This is a genomic window from Streptomyces sp. NPDC050610, assembly GCF_040654875.1.
In the GTDB taxonomy this organism is placed as follows: Bacteria; Actinomycetota; Actinomycetes; order Streptomycetales; family Streptomycetaceae; genus Streptomyces.
Genome location: NZ_JBFAIV010000022.1, coordinates 1 through 19,766, shown reverse-complemented (window position 1 = coordinate 19,766; position 19,766 = coordinate 1). Strand labels below are relative to the sequence as shown.

The window sequence follows — 19,766 nt, the reverse complement described above, 5'->3', positions numbered from 1 at the left end:
ATGTCCCAAGCAGCGTCGTCCAGTGTTCAGAAAGCCCGGCAGGCCCTTGCCGGCCGCCTGCGCGAGTTGGCCAAGGACGCCGGACTCGAAGGCAAGGATCTCGCCGCCCGGTGCGGCTGGCACCCGTCCAAGGTCTCCCGGATCTCTACGGGGAAGTCGCGGCCCAGCGAGGGCGACATCCGGGCGTGGTGCCGGGTGTGCGACGCCGAGGACCAGGCGGGCGACCTGGTCGCCGCACTGCGGGATGTCGAGGGCATGTGGCTGACGTGGCAGCGGCTTGAGCGTGCCGGGCTGCGGCGATCCCAGGACGAGCGTCTACCGCTGTACCAGCGCACGCGCCGGTTCCGTGCGTACAGCTCCTGGGCTCTTCCCGGCCTCCTCCAGACCTACCGGTACACCGAGGACGTGCTGCGGACCATTCAGCGGCAACGGGTGCCGCTCGACGATGTAGCCGACGCCGTGGCCGCGCGCATGGAGCGCCAGCGGGTGCTTTACGAAGGCCAACGGCTGTTCGCGTTCTTGATCGAAGAGCCCGTTCTCCGGAACACGCTCAGTACCGGGGAGGCGCAAGAAGAACAACTGGAGCACCTGCTCACCGTGAGCGGACTGCCGAACGTCAGCCTCGGCATCGTCCCGGTGGCCCAACAACGGTGCCAACTACCGGTCGAGAACTTCTGGGTCTATGACAACGCGCAAGTCAACGTCGAATTGGCGTCCGGCTACCTGACGCTGACGCAGCCCAGCGAGGTGAAGGTGTACGCCGACACGTTCGCCACGCTGGCCGAAATGGCCGTCTACGGCGACAGGGCCCGAGCGCTACTGGTCAAGGCGCGTGACTCTCTCGTGTAGTCCATGTGCAATCGCCCGCAATCCGCTGTGAGCCGAGGCTCCGCCGTTCCTGGCGTGGTCGCCATCCGGACAACGCGAAGGAGTCGGGCAATGACCGAACCGACGAGATTCAGCACACCGCCGATTGATCTACCGGACCAGAGGCCGCGTCCTCTGTAGGGCCCAAGACTCCGCCCCGCCGGTCCGGTTGACGATTTCCGGTTCGCCGGTCGCGGTCCCTCTCCGAGCCGTCTGTCAGGCATGTGCCATGCGCTTGACGTGCCGCGTCTCACTGGGCAAGCCTCGTAGAACCTTGTGGAAGCGAGTAGGCATCGGAGGCAGGTATGGCCCTACTGTTCGTCGCCAAGGACCGGAAGACCGATAGGGCGAACTGCCTCACGGTGTGGGTGGACGAGGGGAAGTAGGAAGTTGTGGTGCAGGGATGGAAGGCCGAGGCCGGGACGCTGGCGAAGTGCTTGGAGACCGGCCCGATCCCTGACAGTGAAGACGTGGTCCGGCTGCCCCTTCGGATGGTGGCTGCGATTCGGGAGGCCTGTTGTGTGGCAGAGCGCGCCGCCGTCCAGTGAGTCGCTGGCGGGCTGCCGGCGGTCGGCGGTTCACCTTGAGATGCGGGACTACTACGGACGAAGCACCGCGCGTCGCCGCATGCAAGGCGGGGCACCGACCGGACCCCGACGACCGTGCGTCGTGGTGGCGCCCGTGGCTCGACCTGGTGGCCGAGACCGTAGCGCGGGGCGTTGTCATCCGGCGGGCCAGGATCGTGTCGGAGCCGGTGAGCGAGTACACCCGGTACCTGTATGACGGCACGTTCACCAACGTCGCGGCGGGTGAGCGGATCCGCTGGCTGCCGCGCCGGAACGCGTCGGATATCGGGCTGCCGGGAAATGACTTCTGGCTGTTCGACGACCGGATGGTGAGGTTCGGCTACTTCTCTGGGGAGGGCGAGTACTTGGGTGACGACGTCACCGACGAGCCCGGCGTGGCGAAGTTGTGCGCGGCCGCGTTCGAGGCGGTGTGGGAACGGGCCACGCCCCACGACCAGTACAAGATCTGAGGTCCCGATCAGCTGATGCCCGCGTCCCCTTCCTCCAGTGTTCAGGACGCCCGCAAGGCGGTCGCCGCCAGGCTGCGGGAGATGCGTCGGGACGCGGGCCTCAGCGCCAGGGTGATCGCCGGCAGGACGGGTTGGTACCCCTCGAAGGTGTCGCGCCTTGAGAACGCCGTCACCCCGCCGTCCGACGCCGACGTGCACGCGTGGTGCTGGGCCTGTGGCGCGGAGGACCAAGCCGCCGACCTGATCGCCGCTACCCGGACCGCTGAGAACGCGTACGTCGAGTGGAGGCGGTTGCAGCGGACGGGGATGCGCCGTCTGCAAGAGTCGTACGTGCCGTTGTTCGAGCGAACGCGGGTGTTCCGCGTGTACTGCTCCAACGTCGTGCCGGGGCTGCTCCAGACGGACGCGTACGCCCATGCGCTGCTGTCGTCCATCGCTCACTTCCGGGGGACGCACGACGACGTCTCGGACGCGGTGAGAGCCCGTATCGAGCGCTCGCACGTGATCCGTGAGGGAAACCACCGCTTCGCGCTGCTGGTCGAGGAAGGCGTTCTGCGGCACCGCGTCGGCGACGCCGAGGCCATGGCGGGCCAACTGGGCTACCTGCTGGCGGTCATGGCACTCCCGTCCGTCTCGCTCGGCGTGATTCCGTTCACCGCCGACCGGCGCATGTGGATGACCGAGACGTTCAGCGTCTACGACGAGGAGCAAGTCCAAGTCGAGCTGCTGACGGCACAGGTGAACGTGGCCGCGCCGACAGAAGTGCGGGACTACCTCAAGGCGTTCGGGGAGTTCTCCAAACTCGCCGTCTACGGGGCCGGAGCTCGGGCCCGTATCACCGCCGCGATTGACGCGTTGGAGTGAAGCGCATGGAACTCCATAGAACTCGGTAGGTGGCGGCTTGCCGTGCTCCCTAGCGTGGTCGCCATCCGGACAACGCGAAGGAGTCGGGCAATGACCGAACCGACGAGATACAGCACACCGCCGATTGATCTCCCGGACCGCACCGGCGTGTTGGAGCCGACTCCGGTGCCCGACTGCAAGGGGTGCGCGGAACTCGCGAAGGTGCGGGACTGGGCGCGGGCGGGTGGCGATATGACGACTGTGACGGACTGCAACGTTCGGATCGCGCGGCATCCCGAGGGCCACTGATGGTCACCCATGCGGACGTCGGTCACCGCGTGGCCGACGAGGCGGGGTGCGTGTTCGTCCTGCGGGACTTGCTGCCCGACTACGAGGACCCGGCAGACCCGCCGAACAAGCGGCGGAAGCGGCCGACGGCGTTCGTCGCGCCGGAGCGCGGGGGCGTGGAGCGCCTGGTTTCCCCGGAGGCCGTGTTCCGCGCCTGACCCAAGACTCCGTCCCGACGGCCCGGTTGACGATTACCGGGCCGGCGGGGCGGGAGCGGCGCCCGTTCCGGCGTGGATCCCTGGACAGGTCGGACGCCGGAGCGGGTGACCCGGTACGGGCCATGCCGTCGACCGTACGGCGGCGTGGCCTCCTATGAGAAGAGGAGGTTGGTACATGAGCGGTGTGGCCGTCGAGACGTACGAGACCCGCGTGCCCGACGCGGAAGGGTGGCGCGGCGTGCCCTTCCGGCATCCCCAGGAACTGGGGGCTGTCGCACAGGACGGCGGGAAGCACGACGGCGGATCGATGCCCCCGGAGGCTCCCCGCGAGCCGCAGCCGAGCGGGGGCGCCGGGGGCAAGTGACCCCGTGAGCCATTGAAAAGGCCCCGCCCGTGCCGCTGCCCCCGTGGCGCACGGACGGGGACCCGCAGTGCTCTACCGCCCGCCCGCGAGCAGCAGCGGCGCACCCCCGGGCGCCGAGGCCGGACGGCCATTGGCCGCGGGGACGCCGGCGAGCGGCGATGCCGGGAGCCGTGGCAGCAGGCCGCGGGACGCGAGCTCCGGAGTGACGCCCTCGCCGAACCAGTACGCCTCTTCGAGGTGCGGATATCCCGAGAGCACGAAGTGGTCGATCCCCAGCGCGTGGTACTCCTCGATGCGGTCCGCGACCTCGGCGTGGGCGCCGACCAGGGCTGTGCCCGCGCCGCCGCGTACCAGGCCGACGCCGGCCCACAGGTTCGGCGAGATCTGCAGCTTGTCGCGCTCGCCGCCGTGCAGGGCCAGCATCCGCTGCTGGCCCACCGACTCGCTCTTGCCCAGGGCCTGTTGCGCGGCGCGCACCGTCTCCGCGTCCAGGTCGTCCAGCAGCCGGTCCGCCGTCGCCCACGCCTCGCGGGAGGAGTCCCGCGAGATGACGTGCAGCCGGATGCCGAAGCGGACCGTGCGCCCCTCGCGCGCCGCGAGCTCGCTGATCCAGTCGATCTTGCGCTTCACCTGCTCCGGCGGCTCGCCCCAGGTCAGATAGACGTCGACGTGCCGGGCCGCGACCGGGCCCGCCGCGGCCGAGGAGCCGCCGAAGAAGATCTCCGGCAGCGGATCGGGGGGCAGCGCCGTGAGACCTCCGCTGACCTGGAAGTGCTCGCCGTCGAAGTCGAAGGGCGTACCGCCCCACACCCCGCGCACGACCTCCAGGAACTCGGCGGTCCGCGCGTAGCGCCGGTCGTGGTCCAGGTGGTCGCCGAAGCGTCGCTGCTCGGTCGAGTCGCCGCCCGTCACCACGTTGAGCAGCAGCCTGCCGCGCGTGATGCGCTGATAGGTGGCGGCCATCTGCGCGGCCAGTACCGGGGAGATCACCCCTGGCCGGAAGGCCACCAGGAACTTCAGTCGCTCCGTGTGCTGCGAGAGCGCCACCGTCGTCAGCCACGCGTCCTCGCACCAGGTGCCCGTCGGCGTCAGCACCGCCTCGAAGCCGAGCTGCTCGGCCGCCTTGGCGATCTGCGCCAGATACTCGATGTCGGGCGCCCGTACCCCGCTCACCGGGGTGATGCGCGAGCGCTTGATGCCGCCGTCCGTATAGGCGTGGCGGTCCACGAGGGTACGGCCGTCGCCGCCCGTCGGCAGGAACCAGTGCAGATGTACGGACATCAGGAAGCCTCTCCGTAGGTGCGCGGCGCGGTGGTGGACGGCGGCAGGGAACCGTTGAACCGGCGGTCCACGAAGTCCGCGAAGCGGTACGCGCGGGGGATGAGCCCGAGCCGCGCGAAGGTGTCGACGATCTTCTGTTCGGCGGCGACGGCCGCGTCGTCCACGGCCACCGGCACCCGGGTGCCCGCGCTGCGCCGCACGGCGTCCAGCGCCACGTCGTAGGGGAGCCCGGTGTCCTTCGCCCACACCTTGGCCCAGTCCTCGGGGTGCTCGTACACCCAGTCCTGCGCCCGGCGCAGCCGCTCGACGTAGTCCTTGAGCGCCGCGGACTTCTTCCGGTCCGTGAGCGCGGCCGGCGCGGCGACCTGGAAGCTGAGGCCGTTGACCACGCCCTGCCCGGTCGTGAGCGTGCGGGCGCCGGCGTTGCGCAGCGCCTGCGAGGTGTACGGGTCCCAGACCGCCCAGGCGTCCACCTTGCCGCGGCTGAACGCGGCCAGCGCGTCGGCCGGCTGGAGCAGGCTCAGCCGTACGTCCTTCGGCGACAGCCTGGCCTTCACCAGCGAGGCCACGAGCTGGTAGTGCGCGGAACTGCCCTGCGCCACCGCGACGGACCGGTCCCGGAGGTCCGCGGTCCGTTTCAGCGGCGAGTCCTCGCGGACCAGGATCGCCTCGGCCGCCGCCGATCCGTGCGTGGCCGCCACGACCTTGACCTTCGACCGTGCGGCGGCGGCGAAGACGGGCGGCGTGTTGCCGACCCCGCCGACGTCCACCGCCCCGGCGTTGACCGACTCCAGCAGCGGCGGCCCGGAGGTGAACGTCGACCACTTGATCTTGTACGTAAGGCCCTTCAGCTCCCCGGCGGCCCGCAGCACGGCCTCCGAACCGCCTTTCTGGTCGCCGACGTTCAGCGTCACCGGCCCCCGCCCGTCGCTGCGGCCGCCCGCGTCGGCGGCGGAGGATCCGCCGCAGGCGGTCAGGGCGAGCGCCAGGAACGGCAGCAGGAGGAGGGGGAGAGAGGAGCGGCGGAGGGGCCGTCTCATGTCACAGATCCGATCGTCGGTGTGTCGTACGCGTCCGGTGCCGCACTCGCGGCTCATGCGGATACGGGCGCGGGCCGCGAGCCGTCAGCGGTTACGGGCGTGTCGAGGGCGCTCTTGCCGGACGGGCCCGCCGGCCTGTCGGGCGTGTCGCCGGCACCCTCTCCGGATCCGGTCTCTTCCACGCCGAGCCGCCCGAGGAGCTCGGCGCGCAGGGCGGCGAAGGCCGGGCCGGCCACGTCGCGCGGCCGCTCCAGCCCCACCCTCCGCTCGTACGCGATCACGCCCCGGTCCATCACCAGCACCCGGTCGGCGAGCAGCAGCGCCTCCTCGACATCGTGTGTGACCAGCAGCACCGCGCAGCCGCGCCGCTGCCACAACTCCGCCACCAGCCGCTGCGCGGTGATGCGCGTCAGCGCGTCCAGCGCGCCGAACGGCTCGTCGAGGAGCAGCAGATCGGGCTCCCGTACCAGGGCTCTGGCGAGAGAGGCGCGCTGCGCCTCGCCGCCGGACAGCGTCGCGGGCCAGGCGTCGGCCCGATGGCCGAGGCCGACCTCGGTCAACGCCTGCTCGGCCCGTTCGCGGTCGGGCCGACCGGGCAGCCCCAGCAGCACATTGCGCCACACTCGTTTCCACGGCATCAGCCGGGGCGCCTGGAAGGCGACGGCCCTGCGGCGCGGTACGAGCACCTCGCCCTCGATCTCCCGGTCCAACCCGGCCAGTACCCGCAGCAGCGTCGACTTGCCGCAGCCGCTGCGGCCGAGGAGCGCCACGAACTCGCCCTCCTCGACGGTCAGTTCAAGCCGGTCGATGACGGAACGGCCGCCAAAGGATCTGGTCAGCCCCGAGGCCCGGACGGCCGCGGGGCCGCCCGCGGAACGGCCGTTCGCGGAGCCGCCGTCCGTGTCGGGGCTCACTGGCCGGTGAAGGTCGGTCGCCATTGCAGCAGCAGCCTTTCGAGGAAACGGACGACGACATCGGCGACGAGGCCGAGAACGGCGTAGACCACCAGGCACACCACGATCACGTCGGTGCGCAGGAACTCCCGCGCCTGGTTCATCAGGAAGCCGATGCCGTCGTCGGCGTTGATCTGCTCGCCGAAGACCAGCGCCAGCCAGGCGGTGGCGAGCGCGTAGCGCAGCCCGGTCATGGCCCCCGGCAGCGCGCCCGGCAGCACGACATGGCGGATCAGCCCCCACCGGCCGAGTCCCAACGAGCCGCCTGCCTCAATGAGTTGCGGATCGACCCCGCGAATCCCCGCATAGACGTTGAGATAGAGGTGCGACGCCGAGCGCGATCAGCGCGACCTTCGGCGCCTCGCCGATGCCCAGCCAGATGATGAACAGCGGGATCGCCCCGACCCACGGAATGCTCCGCAGCATCTGCACGGTCGCGTCCAGCAGGTCCTCGCCGAGCCGCGACAGCCCGGATACGAGCGCCAGCCCGGTCCCGGCCGCCACGCCGAGCAGCAGCCCCACGGCGACGCGCTGCACCGAGACCAGCATCGCCGACGGCAGCGTCCCGTCGGCGAGCATGTCCCGGGCGGTCGCGGCCATCGCCCCCGGCGACCCGAGCGCGTCCGGCCGCAGCAACCCGGTGGAACTGGACACCTGCCACGCCAGGAGCAGCAGTACGGGGCCCCAGGCGCGCCGCAGCCAGCGCGGCATCCGCGAGCGGCGCGAACCGAGGGGAACGATGCGTTCGAGGGGCGGCGAGATGTCCGGCGGGGCATGACTGACGCTCATCAGGGCTCCGGGGCAGCGGCGGGGTACGCGTCAGCGGCCTGCCCGGGGCCGAGCACGGCGGCGCGCGAGACGCGAAGGGGAGTACGTAAGGCAGAGGGGGAGACGCGCGGAAGAAAGGTCAGCGGCCGCGGCGACACGCGGCAGAGGCCACCCGCAGCAGGTCGATGTGACCGCGCGTGATGAGCCGGGCTGACGTAGACATGCCGTGAACGTAGCGATCCCCGAGCCGCCGGGGCAATGACCGTCTCACCAGGCGGACCTTTGTTGCGGCGGTCTTACGGGCGTACGTACGGGGACGGCGGCTGGTGCGGGCGTACGCGGGCGGGGCCGGGAAAGCGGCGGGTGCGGGCGTACGGGGCGGGACCGGGGATGTGTGCGAGTACGGGCGTACGTACGCGGGCGGGGACGGGGAGGCGTGCGGGTGCGGGCGTACGTACGGGGCCGGGGTACGCGCGCGAGTACCGGGCGTGCGGCCGTCCCGTGGCACCGGTGACCCGCCCGGGTACCGGCGCATGCGCGGGAGCGGGCGCATGCGTGAGGATGGGCCCATGGCAGAAGCTTTCCGGACCAGCATCCTGGACATCACCACCGGCTCCACACAGGCGGTGTACGACCTGACCGGCGACTGCGAGGCGTTCCTCCGCGAAACGGCCCCCGACCGCGACGGCCTCCTCAACATCTTCGTCCCGCACGCGACGGCCGGCGTCGCGATCCTCGAAACCGGCGCGGGCAGCGACGAAGACCTCATCGCGGCCCTGCGCGACCTGCTGCCCGCCGACGACCGCTGGCGCCACCGCCACGGCACTCCGGGCCACGGCCGCGACCACGTGCTCCCCGCCCTGGTCGCGCCCCACGCGACCCTCCCGGTCCTCGCGGGCAGGCCGGCCCTCGGCACCTGGCAGTCCATCTGCCTCGTCGACACCAACGTCGACAATCCGCGGCGCCAGGTGCGCCTCAGCTTCCTGGGCTGACCGCCCCGACCGCGCCGGATCGCGGGACGGCGGCGGGCGACGCCGTCGACGCGCGGAACGCGCCCGGCGGGACGCCGGCGTAGCGCTGGAAGAACTTGGCGAAGTCGGCGGCGTCCTCGAAGCCCAGGCGGCGCGCGACCGATGCCGCGGGCAGGTCCGCGTGGGCCAGTAGCCGCTTGGCCTCCAGGACGACGCGGCGGTCGACGAACTCCTTGGCCCCGACCCCGGCCGCGGCCCGGGTCGCGCGGGACAGCGTGCGCGGCGTGTAGTCGAGGGCGCGGGCGTACCGGACGACCTGGTGGCAGTGGGCGAAGTCGCGTTCCACCGCGGCCCGGAACCGTACGAAGACCTCGTCGCCCCGGGCGGGGGCCGTGCCCTGCACGCGGCGCTCCCCGGCGCCGCCGACCCCCTCGTGGTCGTCCCCGGCGCCGCGCACACCCCGCCGCTGACCCACCCGGAGCAGGTCAACGCGGCGCTCGCGCCCTTCCTCGCCGTACACGCCGCCTGACGCCGCCGGGTACGCCGCCCGCACGTGAACACGCCCGGCCGGTGGCCGGGCGTGCGGGTGGTGCGGATGGCCGTATCAACGTACGGCCGGGAGGGCCGGGGTCAGCTCTGCTGTTCCTCGCGCTCCGCCCGCTTGGCCTTGATGCGCACGTTCTCCTTGCGGACCTCGGCCTGGGTGGCGCGCTCGTGCTGGAGCCACTCGGGGAGCTCCTGCTTCAGCGCGTCGATCTGCTCCGTGGTGAGCGCCTCCGTGACCCCGCCGCGGGCGAGACCCGAGATGGAGACGCCCAGCTTCGCCGCGACCACGGGACGGGGGTGCGGGCCGTCGCGCCGCAGATCCAGCAGCCACTGGGGCGGGTCGGCCTGGAGGGCGTTCAGCTCGGTGCGCGAGACGACACCCTCCTGGAACTCGGCGGGGGTGGCCTCAAGGTGCACACCCAGTTTCTTCGCCGCGGTCGCGGGCTTCATGGTCTGGGTGGTCTGGTGCGACGTCATGGTGTCAAGGGTATCGATCGTGTGCGCTACCGCCGACCAGGAGCCGGTAGCCTGACCCGGTGACCGGCTCCCAGACACCTCCTTCCTTCCAGCTTGCGTACGTACCGGGGGTGACGCCCACCAAGTGGGTGCGGATCTGGCACGAGCGGCTGCCGGACGTTCCGCTGACCCTGGTCCAGGTGTCCGCGGCCGAGGCGTGCGGGGTGCTGCGGGACGGCGGCGCGGACGCGGGTTTCGTACGGCTGCCGGTCGACGGCGCGGACCTCAGCGCGATCCCCCTCTACGCCGAGACGACGGTGGTCGTGGTCCCGAAGGACCACGTGGTCGCGGCGGTCGACGAGGTGTCCGCCGAGGAACTGGCCGACGAGATCGTGCTGCACCCTCTCGACGACACCCTCGGCTGGGAGCGGCCGCCGGGGCTGCCCGCCAAGGACCGCCCCGCCACGACGGCCGACGCCGTCGAGCTGGTGGCGGCTGGCGTGGGGCTGCTGATTGTTCCGCAGTCGCTCGCCCGCCTGTACCACCGCAAGGACCTGACCTACCGGACGCTCTCGGACGCCCCGGAGTCGCGGGTCGCGCTGTCGTGGCCGCAGGAGAAGACCACGGACCTGGTGGAGGACTTCATCGGGATCGTTCGCGGCCGGACCGTCAACAGCACGCGCGGCCGGGCTCCGGCCGCTGACCGGCAGCCGAAGAAGGCCAAGCGTCCCGAAGGCGATGGCGCGCGCCGCAAGCCAGCGGGCGGCAAGCCCGCTGCCGGCAAGGCGGGCAGGGCCGGTAAGCCGGGGAGCGGCAGGGGCGGCAAGCCCGGCAAGGGCGGTCAGGGGAGCAAGGGCGGCAAGCCCCGTCGGCGCTCGTAGCCCCTACGGCGGGTCGTAGCGCCTACGGCGCTCGTAGTTCCTACGGCGGCTCGTAGTTTCTATGGCGCTCGTAGTTTCTACGGCCGCGCCCTCCGGCTCACGCCTTGTCCTTCACTTCGACCCGCGCCTCGTCCTGCGCCTTGTCTTGTGCCTTGTCTTGTGCCGCCCGGGGAGCCCCGGCCCGCAGCCCGTCCATGACCAGGTCCAGCAGCCGGGCCGAGCGCGTCTGCCAGTCCCCGTGCGGATCGATCTGCCAGAGGCCGGCGATGGCGAGCATGAAGTCGTCGGGGGTGACCCCTGGACGGATGGTGCCCGCCTCGTCGTTCGCCCGCAGCAGGAGCGTGACGGCCGAGGACAGCGGGCCGTGGCCCAGCCCGGCCAGGGTGCCGCGCGAGCTGGTGGCCTTGCGCAGCGCGTCGGCCAGACCGGCCTTGACCATGGCGTACTGGGCGAGCTCGGTCATCCACGCGCGCAGCGCGCGGTCGGGGGAGTGGGCCGCCAGCAGGTGCGAGGCGCGGTCGGAGACCTGCCGGACCCCGTACTGGTAGACCTCCAGCACGAGGGACTCGCGGTTGGGGAAATTGCGGTAGAACGTGCCCTGCCCGACGCACGCCTTCTTCGCGATCGCGCTCAGCGGTACGTCGCCGCACCGTGTCAGCTCGTCCAGCGCCACCGTCAGGATGCGCTCGCGATTCTGCTGCGCGTCCGAGCGCAGCGGGGCGTCTCTCTTCTCCTGCACTCGTCCTCCTTCCCGGCTTTCCGGAGCCGTGGCTTCCCAGCCGAACGCCGTGCCGGTCCTGCGGTCGTCCGCGGTCACGGCCTTTTCGTGATCAGGAATCCCAGTGATCAGGAACCCCCGTGATCACGGCTTCCCGTGATCACGGCTCTCCGCGATCACGGTCTTCCGGAACCGCGGCCGGACCGCGACCGGACCGCGACCGGAATCACGGCTTTCCGAATCCCGGCCGGAACGGCCTTGTTAAGCGGACAACTGTCCGTTAGGTTGAGTACCAACGGACAAGTGTCCACTTAGGTCCACCTTAGCGGCATACCCGGCCGGTGGCGATCGTGACCGGTCGTACCGCCACCGGCTGCGTCGCAGGTGGCCGAGGCGGCGCCGCTGCGTACAGCGCCACCGTCTTCCCATCCGCCGTTCCGGAGGAGCCCCCGACCGGGCGCTCGTGCCGGGGCGACCGGGACCGCTCGGCTGCCCGCACGACCACGCCGGGGCCAGGGGCCGCGCCCCGACACCCCGCCGCGTACCACATACGCGAAAGAAGGCTGATCATGGCCCTACCGACGTCCAGTGCCATCACTTTGAACATCAACGGCGAGAAGCACAGCCTGCCCGTCGACCACCGCACCACCCTGCTCGACGCGCTGCGCGAGCGCCTCGATCTGACCGGCACGAAGAAGGGCTGCGACCAAGGCCAGTGCGGCGCCTGCACGGTGCTGATCGACGGGCGCCGGGCCGTGTCCTGCCTCCAGCTCGCGGTCGCCGCCGAAGGGCGCGAGGTCACCACCATCGAGGGCGTCGCGGACGGCGAAACGCTGCACCCGGTGCAGCAGGCGTTCCTCGACCTCGACGGCTACCAGTGCGGCTACTGCACGCCCGGACAGATCTGTTCCGCCCTCGGGGTGATCGAGGAGCACGCCGCGGGCTGGCCGAGCGCGGTCACCGACGACGTGCGGCCCGAGGCGGGGCCGCCACAGCTCACCCCCGACGAGATCAGCGAGCGGATGAGCGGCAACCTGTGCCGCTGCGGCGCGTACGTGTCGATCGTGCAGGCGGTCGCCCGGGCGGCCGGAATAGCCGCGGGCGACGCGCAGACCACGGCGGACGCGCAGACCACGGCGGACGCGGAGGCGGCGGCATGAGGGAATTCGGCTACCAGCGAGTGTTCGACGTCTCCGGTGCGGTCGCACTGCGGGGCGAGGACCCCGAGGCGCGCTTCCTCGGCGGCGGCACCAACCTCGTCGACCTGATGAAGACCGGCGTGGAGCGGCCCGCACGCCTCATCGACGTGCGCGAACTCCCCCTCGGCCGCATCGAGTCCACGCCGGACGGCGGGCTGCGCATCGGCGCGACCGTCACCAACAGCGAACTGGCCGCCGACCCCGAAGTGCGGCGCAAGTACCCCGCGCTGGCGCAGGCCGTCCTCGCGGGCGCCTCGGGCCAGCTGCGCAACATGGCGACGGTCGGCGGGAATCTGCTCCAGCGCACCCGCTGCGCCTACTTCGCCGACACGACCCAGCCGTGCAACAAACGCGCCCCCGGCAGCGGCTGCCCCGCCATCGAGGGCGAGCACCACAACCACGCCATCATCGGGGCCTCCGCGCACTGCGTGGCCACGCACCCCTCGGACATGGGGGTGGCGCTCGCCGCCTTCGACGCCACCGTCACCTACGAAACGGCGGACGGGCCGGGGGAGTTGCCGCTCTCGGAGTTCTACCTGCCCGTGGGGGACACCCCGCACCTGGAGACCGCGCTCCCGTCCGGCGCGCTGATCACCGGCATCACCCTGCCGCCGGCCCCCGTCGCCGCCGTCTCCCGCTACCGCAAGGTGCGCGAGCGCGCGTCGTACGCCTTCGCCATCGGCTCGATCGCCGCCGCCCTCGACGTCGAGGAGGGCACCGTACGCGAAGTGCGCCTCGCCTTCGGGGCGGTCGCGTCCCGCCCGTGGCGCGCCCGTACGGCCGAACAGGCGCTGACCGGGGGACCGGCCACCGCCGACGCGTTCGCCGCCGCGGCGGACGCCGAACTGGCCGCGGCCGAGCCGCTGCCCCACAACGGATACAAGGTGACGCTGATGCGCAACCTCGTCGTCGCCGCACTGACCGAACTCACCCAGGAGGCCGCCCGATGACGGTGACGACCGGAACCGCGGCGGTCACCGGCGCCGTCGGCACCGCGCACACCCGACTGGAGGGCCGGGAGAAGGTCACCGGAGCGGCCCGCTACGCCGGGGAGATCCCGTTCGCCGAACTCGCCCACGGCTGGCTGGTGCTGTCCACCGTCGCCCGCGGTCGCGTCAGCGCCGTGGAGACCGAGCCCGTGCTCGCGATGCCCGGCGTCCTCGCCGTGCTGCACCACGGCAACGCCCCTCGCGTCGAATCGGAGTACATGACGGCCCTGGGGCCGCCCGACCCGATCCTCCAGGTCTTCCAGCACGACCGGGTGCCGCACCTCGGCTGGCCGGTGGCGCTCGTCGTCGCCGAGACGTCCGAGCAGGCGCGGGAGGCCGCCGAGGCGCTGACCGTCCGGTACGAGGAGGAGCCGCACGACGTCGCCTTCTCGGCGGAGCACCCCGGCCTGTACGCGCCGGAGGCCTCCCAGGGTTCGCAGTCGGACACGGAGAAAGGGGACTTCGCGGCTCAACTGGGCGCGTCCGCGGCCGTGGTGGACGAGCGGTACACCACGCCCGAGGAGCACCACAACCCGATGGAGCCGCACGCGGCGACGGCGCGCTGGGACAGCGGCCGGCTCGAAGTCGTCGACTCCAACCAGGGCAGCGCCTTGGTGGCGCAGGAGCTCGCGAACCTGTTCTCCCTGGACGCGGAGTCGGTGCGGGTACGGTCCGAACACGTCGGCGGCGGCTTCGGATCCAAGGCGGTCCGCCCGCACCAGGTGGTCGCCGCGATGGCGGCGACCATGCTGCACCGCCCGGTCCGCGTCGTACTGACCCGCCGTCAGATGTTCTCACTCGTCGGCTACCGCAGCCCGACCGAGCAGCGCGTGCGACTCGGCGCCGACGCGGACGGCCGGCTGCTCGCCCTCGACCACCAGGCGTTCTCCGTCACCTCGCAGTTCCGCGAGTTCGTCGAGCGCAGCGCCGATGTGTCACGCGTGATGTACGACGCCGAGGCGCACCGCACCGCACACCGCCTCGTACGGCTCGACGTGCCCACGCCGAGCTGGATGCGCGCGCCGGGCGAGGCGCCGGGCTCCTTCGCGCTGGAGTCCGCCTTCGACGAACTCGCCGAGAAGTGCGGCGTCGACCCGATCGACCTGCGGGTGCGCAACGAACCGGCCGCGGGGCCCGTCTCCGGGCTGCCCTTCGCCACCCGCCGGCTGCCCGAGTGCTTCCGGGAAGGCGCCCGCAGGTTCGGCTGGGCGGACCGGGACCCGCGCCCCGGCCTGCGTCGCGACGGACGCTGGCTGCTCGGCACCGGCACCGCGGCGGCCTCGTTCTTCGTCGGAGCCGCCCCGTCCACGGCCGCCGTGACGGCGGAGGCGGACGGCGCCTTCACCGTGCGGATCACCGCCGCGGACATCGGCACCGGGGCCCGGACCGCGCTCACCCTGATCGCCGCGGAGGCGCTGGAGGTCGCACCGGAACGCATCCGGATGAAGATCGGGGACAGCGACTTCGGGCCGGCGATGATCGCCGGCGGCTCGATGGGCACCCGCTCCTGGTCCTGGGCCATCACACAGGCGGCGCGCGACCTGCGGGAGCAACTCGCCCTGGGCGGCGCCATCCCCCCGGAGGGGATCACCGCGCGGTCCAACACCGCCGAGGCGATCGCCGCGCTGGCGGCCAAGGAACGGCACTCCTTCGGAGCGCAGTTCGCGGAGGTCGCCGTGGACGTCGCCACGGGCGAGGTGCGGGTCCGGCGCATGCTCGGGATCTTCGCCGCGGGCCGGATCATCAACCCGCTGACCGCGCGCGGCCAGTTCGTCGGCGGCATGATCTGGGGGCTGTCCATGGCGCTGCACGAGGAAGCGGTCAGGGACCGGGCGTCGGGCGGCGTCGTCGGCGCCGACCTCGCGGGCTACCACTTCGCCGCGAACGCCGACATCCCGCACGTCGAGGCGGACTGGATCGACGACCCGGACCCGGACGACCCCGTCGGGATCAAGGGGATCGGAGAGATCGGCATCGTGGGGGTCGCGGCGGCCGTCGCCAACGCGGTCTGGCACGCCACCGGCGTGCGCCACCGCGCCCTGCCGATCCGGCCCGACCGCGTCCTGCTCGCGGGCGCGGCGAGCACGTCCGCGGGCGGCGGGGCCGCCTGAGCCCTGAGCCCCGAGCGGCACGGGGGGGGGCGGGGCGGCCGTCGCCGGCCGCCCCGCGTACAGAGAGGAGACCGACATGCTGGACATCGCCGACGACCTGAACCGATGGGTGGAGGAGGGCCGCGACTTCGCCGTCGCCACCGTGGTCTCCGTCGAGGGCAGCGCGCCCCGGTCGCCCGGAGCCGCCCTCGCCGTGGACGGTGACGGCGTGGTCATCGGCTCGGTCTCCGGCGGCTGCGTGGAAGGCGCGGTGTACGAACTGTGCGTACAGGCCCTCCAGGACGGCGAACCGGTCCTGGAACGGTTCGGCTACAGCGCCGAGGACGCCTTCGCGGTCGGCCTGACCTGCGGCGGGGTCATCGAGGTCCTCGTCACGCCGGTGGCCGCGCGGACGCCCCGCCGCGAGGTGTTCGCGGCGGCGCTGGCCGCCGCCGCGCGCGGCGGGACGGCGGCCCTCGTCCGCGTGGCCCGGAGCCCTGCCGGGCCGCTCGGCGGCGCCCTGCTCGTTCACCCCGACGGCACGTACGAGGGCGGGCTCGACGTGTACGAGGGCGGGCGCGGCACGTACGGGGACGAGCATGGTGCGTACGGGGGCGAGCAGGGCACGTACGGGGGCGGGCTCGGCGGATCGTCGGAGCTGGCCCGTACCGCGGCGGCGGAGGCCCGCGCCCTGCTGGCCGCGGGCCGCACCGGCACCGTCGACGTCTCGGCGGCCGGCCGGCACTGCGAGCCGGACCTGACCCTGCTCGTCGAGTCGAGCGTGCCGCCGCCCCGGATGATCGTCTTCGGCGCGGTGGACTTCGCGTCGGCCCTCGTGCGTACGGGCAAATTCCTCGGCTACCACGTGACCGTGTGCGACGCCCGGCCGGTCTTCGCCACTCGCGTCCGCTTCCCCGAAGCCGACGACATCGTGGTCGAGTGGCCGCACCGCTACCTCCAGCGCACCGCGACCGACAGCCGCACGGTCCTGTGCGTACTGACCCACGACGCCAAGTTCGACGTGCCGTTGCTGGAGGCGGCCCTGCGGCTGCCGGTCGCCTTCGTCGGCGCGATGGGCTCGCGCCGCACCCATGAGGACCGCAACCGCAGGCTCCGCGAGGTCGGCGTCACCGAGGCCGAACTGGCCCGGCTCCGCTCGCCGATCGGCCTCGACCTCGGCGCGCGTACGCCCGAGGAGACCGCCCTGTCCATCGCCGCCGAGATCGTCGCGGCCCGGGAGGGAGGTACGGGCCGCCCGCTGACGGGTGCGGGGACGCCCATTCACCGCGACGCGGGGCGGCTTGCGGCCGGCGAGATCGGGGCGCACGCGGCGGCCTGACGGCCGGTGGCGCATCCCTGGAGGGAACGGCGCGCTGTGCTTGGTGCGTGCGATCGCGCAGCGGCGATCGGCTCAGCACCGGCAGAGCCTCGCACCACCGCCGGACCGTACGGAGACAGGCCGTACGGTCCGGTCCGGTCTCAGCGTTCCTTCATCACGGCCCTCGGCCCTCCCTGCGCTGCTCAGACGTCCACGGACAGCCGTGATCCGTGACGGCCGTGATCCGTGACGGCCGTGATCACCCTTCCCAGGGCGCCCGGGGAAGGGCCAGGCTGAGCCCATGGGTTATGACGCCGCAGCCATCCGTGCCATGTATCCCGCCCTGCGCGACGGATACGCCTACCTCGACGGCGCCGCCGGCACCCAGGTGCCGACGGCCGTGACCGACGCCATCGCCGCCGCCTACCGGAACGGGATCGGCAACGCGGGCGGGCCGTTCCCCGCCAGCCACCGCTCCGAGGCGATCGTCGCCGAGGCCCGGAGCGCGGTGGCCGACCTCGTGGGCGGCGAGCCCGGCGGGGTGGTGCTCGGGCCGAACGCCACGACGCTCGTCTACCGCTTCGCGCAGGCCCTGGCCGAAACCTGGCGGCCCGGCGACCGGATCGTGCTCTCCCGCCTCGACCACGACGCCAACGTCCGGCCGTGGGTACAGGCCGCCGCCCGCGCCGGGGCGGAGGTCCGGTGGGCCGAAGCCGACCCCGCCACCGGCGAGTTGCCCGTCGGCCAGTACGACACGCTCCTCGACGAGCGCACCCGGCTGGTCGCCGTCACCGCCGCGAGCAACCTCCTCGGCACCCGGCCCGATGTCGCCGCGATCACCGCCAAGGCGCACGCGGCCGGGGCGCTGACGTTCGTCGACGGCGTCCACGCGACCCCGCACGGCCCGACGGACATACGCGAGATCGGCGCCGACTTCTACATCACCAGCGCCTACAAATGGTCGGGGCCGCACATCGGCGCCCTCGTCGCCGCGCCCGAACTGCTGGACACCCTGCGGCCGGACAAGCTGCTGCCCGCGCCCGACGACGTGCCGGACCGGTTCGAGACGGGCACCCCGCCCTACGCGGACCTCGCCGGGATCACGGCGGCGGTGGACCACCTGGCCGCGCTCGCCGCGCCCGACCCGGCGCTCTCCCGCCGCCGGCGGCTGCTGGCCTCGATGGCAGCGGTGGAGACCTACGAGCGCGAACTCTTCGCCCGGCTCCTGCACGGCCTCGAAGAGCTGCCGTACGTCACCCTGTACGGCAAGCCCGCCCGCCGCACCGCGACCGCCTACTTCCGGGTGGCCGACCGCACCCCGCGCGAGGTCGCCGAACACCTCGCGGGCCAGGGCGTGAACGTATGGCACGGGCACAACTACGCCTGGGAGCTGACCGGTGCGCTCGGCCTGCGGGAGAGCGGCGGCGCGGTCCGGGCGGGGCTCGTGCACTACAACGACCGCTCGGACGTCGACCGGCTGCTGGCCGCCGTCGCCGGGCTCGGCGAGGGCGGCGGCTGAGGGACAGGCACCGGTCCGGCGGTGGGCCGATGGCGGACCGGCTCGGTCCGGCCTCGGTCCGGCATTGGCCCTGCGGCGGCATCGGGCATTCCGCGCGGGAGATCGCCGGGTTACGGTGATGATCCCTGGCGGAGGCCCGTGCACCAGCGGCCGCGACAGCCCACACAGGAGAGACGGATGACTCTTCCCCCGGCCGCACCCGAGACGTTCGACCAGTTCCTCGCCCGGCTTGAGGAAGGCCACGCCGCCGGCTCGCACGACGGCGCTCCGGCGCCCTGGTCCGCGCAGGTCATCGGCGCGCTCTACGACGGCCAGGACGCCGCCACGGCCGCGAAGTGGGCCCGGCGCGTCCACGGCGAACTCGCGCGCCTCGACGGGCCCGTGCCCTTCGCCGTGGTCCACGACTGGCACGCGAGCACCGTCGCGCCGCTGCTGGCGGAGACCGCCGCGCGGCGCGGCGACGACGCCGGCGCCCAGGAAGCGGTACGGGCGCTGCACGTACGGGCACTGGCGGGGGAGCGGGTCGGGGCCGAGGCGTGGGAGGCGGCGCTCGGCGCGGCGCTGGCGGAGGTGTACCAGCACGCCTACGCCTACGACGAGGCGTTCGCCACCGCTTCCGCCGACGCCCACGCCTACGCGATGGCGAACGACTACGGCGAGCAGAAGGCCGCCGAGTTCGCCGACAGCTACGGGAAGCTCAGCGCCGGCGCCAACGCCCGCTCCTACGCCGCCGCCAACGCCCTCGCGAACGCGCGGGCCGCCGCTGCCGCGTACGCGACGGCGGACGCGCGGGCCTACGCCGAGACCTACCCCTTCGCGTACGTACGCGCCTACATCCTGGCCCTCGCCGACGGCGACTGCGCCGAGGGCCAGCGTGACGCGGGGGCCCAGGAGGAGCGGCGCCGGGAAGCCTGTGCCCAGCTGGCCGACGGCCTGGCCGACAGCCTGGGCCGGGCGGCGGCCTGAGCGGCGGGCGTCTTTCAGGCGGCACCGCTCGCTTATTCGATCAGGAATATGACGCAGGCTCTGGCAACTGGCAGTGGAGACCTAGACCAGGTTCGGTGACCATCGCGAATATCGCATCGATGACTGCCAGCGCCTTCATTTTTCCAGTGCCTAGCCTCGGCGTTTCAGTTGGGGCTGTTGGGCGGTTGAGCGGGGTTGTTTGAGGGCGCGTCGGCCGGTGGACGTGGTGAGGGCCCAACGCGGGGTCGGGTTTTCCAAGGTCCTTGAGTCGAGGTGGGCGGGGGCGGCGTGTCAGCTGGCGGGGCGGGGCAGTGCGGCCAGGCGGTGGAATGTGGCCGTGAGCTCATGTCGCCAGGGCCGGGTCGCCGATATCCGAAGGCGGAGGCGGCGGCTGCCCCGGGTGATCCGGGCGGCGACGTGCAGGAGCCGGTAGCGGAGTTTCTTGGGTTCAGCAG

19 protein-coding genes and 3 pseudogenes are annotated in these 19,766 nt (G+C 72.6%); 14 read left to right on the top strand and 8 right to left on the bottom strand.

The genetic code is table 11. From position 1 onward, the window contains the following. The 6 genes and pseudogenes from AB0I22_RS25225 (at position 1) to AB0I22_RS25200 (ending at position 3,616) form a co-directional block, all read left to right on the top strand. Positions 1–849 carry a helix-turn-helix transcriptional regulator gene (locus tag AB0I22_RS25225; RefSeq protein ID WP_363133167.1) on the top strand — a complete coding sequence of 283 codons (849 nt, stop codon included), beginning with the start codon at positions 1–3 and terminating at the stop codon, positions 847–849. A 537-nt stretch (positions 850–1,386) separates the two neighbouring features. Next, positions 1,387–1,903: pseudogene (locus AB0I22_RS25220) on the top strand (DUF6879 family protein). A 15-nt stretch (positions 1,904–1,918) separates the two neighbouring features. Further along, positions 1,919–2,767: a helix-turn-helix transcriptional regulator gene (locus AB0I22_RS25215; protein WP_363133166.1), complete on the top strand. Its 849-nt coding sequence runs from the start codon at positions 1,919–1,921 to the stop codon at positions 2,765–2,767. Positions 2,768–2,857: 90 nt separating this feature from the next. Continuing rightward, positions 2,858–3,055: a hypothetical protein gene (locus AB0I22_RS25210; RefSeq protein WP_363133165.1), complete on the top strand. Its 198-nt coding sequence runs from the start codon at positions 2,858–2,860 to the stop codon at positions 3,053–3,055. Further along, on the top strand, positions 3,055–3,252 hold the full coding sequence (locus AB0I22_RS25205; RefSeq protein WP_363133164.1) for a hypothetical protein: 198 nt from the start codon (positions 3,055–3,057) through the stop codon (positions 3,250–3,252). Before AB0I22_RS25210 ends, AB0I22_RS25205 begins: the two co-directional genes overlap by 1 nt. Positions 3,253–3,427: 175 nt before the next feature. Continuing rightward, positions 3,428–3,616 carry a hypothetical protein gene (locus AB0I22_RS25200; protein ID WP_363133163.1) on the top strand — a complete coding sequence of 63 codons (189 nt, stop codon included), beginning with the start codon at positions 3,428–3,430 and terminating at the stop codon, positions 3,614–3,616. A 72-nt stretch (positions 3,617–3,688) separates the two neighbouring features. Here AB0I22_RS25200 and AB0I22_RS25195 read toward each other — a convergent pair whose 3' ends face one another. The 4 genes and pseudogenes from AB0I22_RS25195 to AB0I22_RS25180 all read right to left on the bottom strand — a co-directional run bounded on the left by AB0I22_RS25195 (position 3,689) and on the right by AB0I22_RS25180 (position 7,679). Next, the gene (locus AB0I22_RS25195; RefSeq protein WP_363133162.1) at positions 3,689–4,897 is read right to left on the bottom strand and encodes an LLM class flavin-dependent oxidoreductase; all 1,209 of its coding nucleotides are present in this window, start codon (positions 4,895–4,897) and stop codon (positions 3,689–3,691) included. Continuing rightward, positions 4,897–5,937, bottom strand: coding sequence for an ABC transporter substrate-binding protein (locus AB0I22_RS25190; RefSeq protein WP_363133161.1), 1,041 nt, complete (start codon positions 5,935–5,937; stop codon positions 4,897–4,899). Before AB0I22_RS25190 ends, AB0I22_RS25195 begins: the two co-directional genes overlap by 1 nt. Positions 5,938–5,990: 53 nt before the next feature. Further along, complete coding sequence (locus AB0I22_RS25185; protein ID WP_363133160.1) at positions 5,991–6,875, bottom strand: ABC transporter ATP-binding protein; 885 nt, start codon at positions 6,873–6,875, stop codon at positions 5,991–5,993. Continuing rightward, positions 6,848–7,679, bottom strand: a pseudogene (locus tag AB0I22_RS25180) (ABC transporter permease). The gene AB0I22_RS25185 and the pseudogene AB0I22_RS25180 overlap by 28 nt, the downstream one beginning before the upstream one ends. A gap of 548 nt (positions 7,680–8,227) precedes the next feature. On the opposite strand from AB0I22_RS25180, the gene AB0I22_RS25175 reads away from it, so the two are divergent. Next, the gene (locus AB0I22_RS25175) at positions 8,228–8,650 is read left to right on the top strand and encodes a YjbQ family protein (RefSeq protein ID WP_363133159.1); all 423 of its coding nucleotides are present in this window, start codon (positions 8,228–8,230) and stop codon (positions 8,648–8,650) included. On the opposite strand, the pseudogene AB0I22_RS25170 reads toward AB0I22_RS25175, so the two are convergent. Both AB0I22_RS25170 and AB0I22_RS25165 read right to left on the bottom strand, forming a co-directional pair. Then, a pseudogene (locus tag AB0I22_RS25170) lies at positions 8,634–9,002 on the bottom strand (helix-turn-helix domain-containing protein); the annotation flags it as partial. The gene AB0I22_RS25175 and the pseudogene AB0I22_RS25170 overlap by 17 nt on opposite strands. Positions 9,003–9,259: 257 nt before the next feature. After that, positions 9,260–9,652 carry a DUF5997 family protein gene (locus AB0I22_RS25165; RefSeq protein WP_363133158.1) on the bottom strand — a complete coding sequence of 131 codons (393 nt, stop codon included), beginning with the start codon at positions 9,650–9,652 and terminating at the stop codon, positions 9,260–9,262. Positions 9,653–9,711: 59 nt separating this feature from the next. On the opposite strand from AB0I22_RS25165, the gene AB0I22_RS25160 reads away from it, so the two are divergent. Further along, entirely contained in the window at positions 9,712–10,512 is an 801-nt protein-coding gene (locus tag AB0I22_RS25160) for a LysR substrate-binding domain-containing protein (protein WP_363133157.1), read from the top strand. A gap of 97 nt (positions 10,513–10,609) precedes the next feature. Here the strand turns inward: AB0I22_RS25160 and AB0I22_RS25155 are convergent, their stop codons facing one another. After that, positions 10,610–11,251: a TetR/AcrR family transcriptional regulator gene (locus AB0I22_RS25155; protein ID WP_363133156.1), complete on the bottom strand. Its 642-nt coding sequence runs from the start codon at positions 11,249–11,251 to the stop codon at positions 10,610–10,612. Positions 11,252–11,799: 548 nt separating this feature from the next. Between AB0I22_RS25155 and AB0I22_RS25150 the strand changes: the two genes are divergently transcribed. The 6 genes from AB0I22_RS25150 to AB0I22_RS25125 all read left to right on the top strand — a co-directional run bounded on the left by AB0I22_RS25150 (position 11,800) and on the right by AB0I22_RS25125 (position 19,311). Then, positions 11,800–12,390: a 2Fe-2S iron-sulfur cluster-binding protein gene (locus AB0I22_RS25150; protein WP_363133155.1), complete on the top strand. Its 591-nt coding sequence runs from the start codon at positions 11,800–11,802 to the stop codon at positions 12,388–12,390. Further along, positions 12,387–13,379 carry a xanthine dehydrogenase family protein subunit M gene (locus AB0I22_RS25145; protein WP_363133154.1) on the top strand — a complete coding sequence of 331 codons (993 nt, stop codon included), beginning with the start codon at positions 12,387–12,389 and terminating at the stop codon, positions 13,377–13,379. The genes AB0I22_RS25150 and AB0I22_RS25145 overlap by 4 nt, the downstream gene beginning before the upstream one ends. Further along, on the top strand, positions 13,376–15,529 hold the full coding sequence (locus AB0I22_RS25140; protein WP_363133153.1) for a xanthine dehydrogenase family protein molybdopterin-binding subunit: 2,154 nt from the start codon (positions 13,376–13,378) through the stop codon (positions 15,527–15,529). Before AB0I22_RS25145 ends, AB0I22_RS25140 begins: the two co-directional genes overlap by 4 nt. A gap of 76 nt (positions 15,530–15,605) precedes the next feature. Continuing rightward, positions 15,606–16,847: an XdhC/CoxI family protein gene (locus tag AB0I22_RS25135; RefSeq protein ID WP_363133152.1), complete on the top strand. Its 1,242-nt coding sequence runs from the start codon at positions 15,606–15,608 to the stop codon at positions 16,845–16,847. A 280-nt stretch (positions 16,848–17,127) separates the two neighbouring features. Then, on the top strand, positions 17,128–18,345 hold the full coding sequence (locus AB0I22_RS25130; protein ID WP_363133151.1) for a cysteine desulfurase-like protein: 1,218 nt from the start codon (positions 17,128–17,130) through the stop codon (positions 18,343–18,345). A gap of 177 nt (positions 18,346–18,522) precedes the next feature. Continuing rightward, positions 18,523–19,311 (top strand): SpcZ, encoded by a 789-nt coding sequence (locus tag AB0I22_RS25125; protein WP_363133150.1) that lies wholly within the window; start codon positions 18,523–18,525, stop codon positions 19,309–19,311. A 291-nt stretch (positions 19,312–19,602) separates the two neighbouring features. On the opposite strand, the gene AB0I22_RS25120 is transcribed toward AB0I22_RS25125, so the two are convergent. Next, positions 19,603–19,766 (bottom strand): transposase (locus AB0I22_RS25120; RefSeq protein ID WP_363133274.1); only part of this gene is annotated, 164 nt, incomplete at its 5' end.